This is a genomic window from Epibacterium ulvae, assembly GCF_018678075.1.
Taxonomy (GTDB): domain Bacteria; phylum Pseudomonadota; class Alphaproteobacteria; order Rhodobacterales; family Rhodobacteraceae; genus Epibacterium; species Epibacterium ulvae_A.
This window is the reverse complement of sequence record NZ_JAHHIR010000082.1, coordinates 1-2,602: the sequence shown is the minus strand read 5'-3', so window position 1 is coordinate 2,602 and position 2,602 is coordinate 1. Positions and strand designations below refer to the sequence as shown.

At 52.1% G+C, this 2,602-nt stretch carries 1 protein-coding gene and 2 pseudogenes; 1 reads left to right on the top strand and 2 read right to left on the bottom strand.

The features are described 5' to 3' along the window. Positions 1-540, top strand: a pseudogene (locus tag KMP13_RS17675) (DDE-type integrase/transposase/recombinase); the annotation flags it as partial. A gap of 111 nt (positions 541-651) precedes the next feature. Here the strand turns inward: KMP13_RS17675 and KMP13_RS17670 are convergent. Then, entirely contained in the window at positions 652-1,764 is a 1,113-nt protein-coding gene (locus KMP13_RS17670) for an SMP-30/gluconolactonase/LRE family protein (RefSeq protein WP_215267300.1), read from the bottom strand. A gap of 251 nt (positions 1,765-2,015) precedes the next feature. Continuing rightward, positions 2,016-2,482: pseudogene (locus tag KMP13_RS17665) on the bottom strand (IS5 family transposase); the annotation flags it as partial. Positions 2,483-2,602: the final 120 nt, after the last annotated feature.

The following is a 2,602-nucleotide window of genomic DNA, read 5'->3' as shown; positions in this document are numbered from 1 at the left end:
TCTGGGCTCCCCGCCGCCCGCGCACTTTTATGGCGGATCTGCTTGCAGATGGCCGTTCGATCCGGACATTAAACGTGCTTGATGACTTTAATCGCAAAGGTCTGTGCATTGAAGTGGACTTCTCGTTGCCCGCCGAGCGGGTCGTGCGCAGCTTGAACCAGATCATTGAATGGCGGGGTAAACCGCAGAGAATGGCGGGGTAAACCGCAGACGATACGGGTCGACAATGGACCCGAATAAATCAGCGGGAAGCTGATGGAATGGGCTGAAAAGCATGGCGTTCGCCTCGAACATATCCAACCAGGCAAGCCGCAACAGAACGCCTATATCGAGCGCTACAATCGCACCGTTCGCGCCTCTCATCGAACCTTCATTTCGACTGCCGTGCAGTGGGACGAATGGTTGGGACAATACATCTTCGAAACAATCGAGGAGGCATAGGATCACGCAACCGAACGGCTCTGGACTTACAACAACGAGCGCGCCAACATGGGCATCGGCGGCATGACAGCCGCTATGAAGCTGAAAACAGCCGCGTGAATCGAACGGCTGAGCCCCATTAAAAATGGGGGATTACCAAACCAGCGACCACGTTGATTGAAAAAAAGTACCAATGCTGCGAAGCATTGGTGCTTTGTCGTTTCAGCTTAGTTAGTTCAGGTCGATTGTTGACAACGTGTAGGGTTTGCTGTGGCCTTGGTTCACAATGCCATCGCCCTTCATCAGGTCAAAATTGGAGACGATCAGCTTCCCATTATAGACGATCAAGTCTGCCGGCTGGTCGAGTTCGCCATTAGCACCATCGCTGTCGCCGTTTTCTGTTAGAACGGATGTTTTACCCTGTGGGTCGACTTTGATGATTTGATTGCTGCGCAAGCCCGCGAGATAGAGGTTGCCTTTATCGTCGATCGACATGCCGTCTGGGCCAACAGTGGTTGGAACGGTGGTATGTACTTGCTGCGAGATGACTTTGCCTTTGGCATCTAAGCTCAATTTATAGACAATCCCGTCACCGAGGTTGGCTGTGTACAGATGACCTTGGGCGTCAAACACAAGCCCGTCCAAGCCAAAGCCAACGTTTGGGTTTGTTGTGTGATCTAGGAAAATCAAGGTCTCGGATGTGCCGTCGCTGGGGACAACAAGATCACGGTCGGTTTCGTTGAACCGATAGATACCGCTTGCGATATGTGGCCCCGCTACGTTTGGTAGGCGCAATTGGGTGATGTAAATTCCACCGTTGTGATAGCGCAGACCATTTGGGGAGCTTAGTCCAGACGCGACAACTTCGGTCGTGGCGATTTTGCCGTCCTCAAACGTTACGCGCAGCACGCGTCCATCATTTCCGCCGCGATTGTCTGCAATGAACAGAGCGCCGTCTGGAGCATAGGCCATGCCCATCGGACGTGTTTTGCCGTCTTGCGTGAACTGAGACAGTGTGCCGATGTCAAAAGGTGTGCCGTCTGGAGTGAGCCCAAGAAGCGCGCCTTGCTGTTGGCCTGCGGATCCTGCGTAATTCGGGCAGGACAGGGTTAGATTACCTTCAGGAGTAATCGCAAATGCGTCTGGCGTTGGGCATGTGTCCGGTAAGGAGGCAAATAGTTCAGAAGGAACCTGGGGCGCATTGGTGTCGAGCGCATTGGCGTTTGTTGATGAAAACACGCCTAGTGTTGCGACCAGTGCAAAGGATGACAAGGTTGAAAACAGAGTCCGTGTTGGACGGGTGGCGCGCAGAGATTTGGCGGGATTGGATGTGGAGGGCGTCATAATTATACCATATTGTAAATATGTTACGGTTACTGTTTCGCGTGTCTACTTGATGGAATGCTCAAAATTCCCTTTAAAGGGCTTGAGGGGATGGAATTGATATTCTTACAACATAGAGTGAGAATATGTGCAATATTTCCGCTTATTGACTGCGGTCAATAAGCGGAAATATGCTGAATGAGAATATTGCAGGCAGTCGGCGAAGTGGTATGTGAAATGCTGGCTGTGCGACTTGAATCTATTTCACGGATTTAGGCCGACCAAAGCTCCGGTAGTTTCACAGCTAGGCTCAGGACACATAACCAGAATATGACGGTTGCTGCGAGTGCAGACAGGAATACCTTTGGAAAGCTGTCGTAACGGGTTGCTACGCGTGACCAGTCTTTCAACCGGCCTACCATGATCTCAATCCGGTTACGCCTTTTGTGGCGGCGCTTTTCATACTTGATCGCTTTGTCTCGTGATTTTCGGCCTGGGATGCAAGACGTGAAACCCATACTCACAAGGGCTTCTCGGAACCAATCCGCATCATAGCCACGATCCCCGAGCAGCCAGTCAGCTGCAGGCTACTCACAAGCGCTCTGGCTCCGGTCCAATCGCTCACCTGACCGGCTGTCATAAAAAAGCGAACTGGTCACCCCATCGTGTCAGTCACAGCATGCAACTTTGTATTCATGCAGCCTTTGGTGCACCCTATCAGACGTCCACGCCCCTCTTTTTAACGTAAGCGTCCGGTCAGCCCGCTGAGTTCTGACTACGAGCGCCAAGCCAAGTAATCACCACCATGATTGTGCCGATAGCGATCAAAGTGACGGTCGTTAGCACCGGTGCGGTGATA

Bases quoted from the DNA above. Each gene is read 5' to 3' on its own strand.
- KMP13_RS17670 (WP_215267300.1), bottom strand. From the start codon at position 1,764: ATGACGCCCTCCACATCCAATCCCGCCAAATCTCTGCGCGCCACCCGT.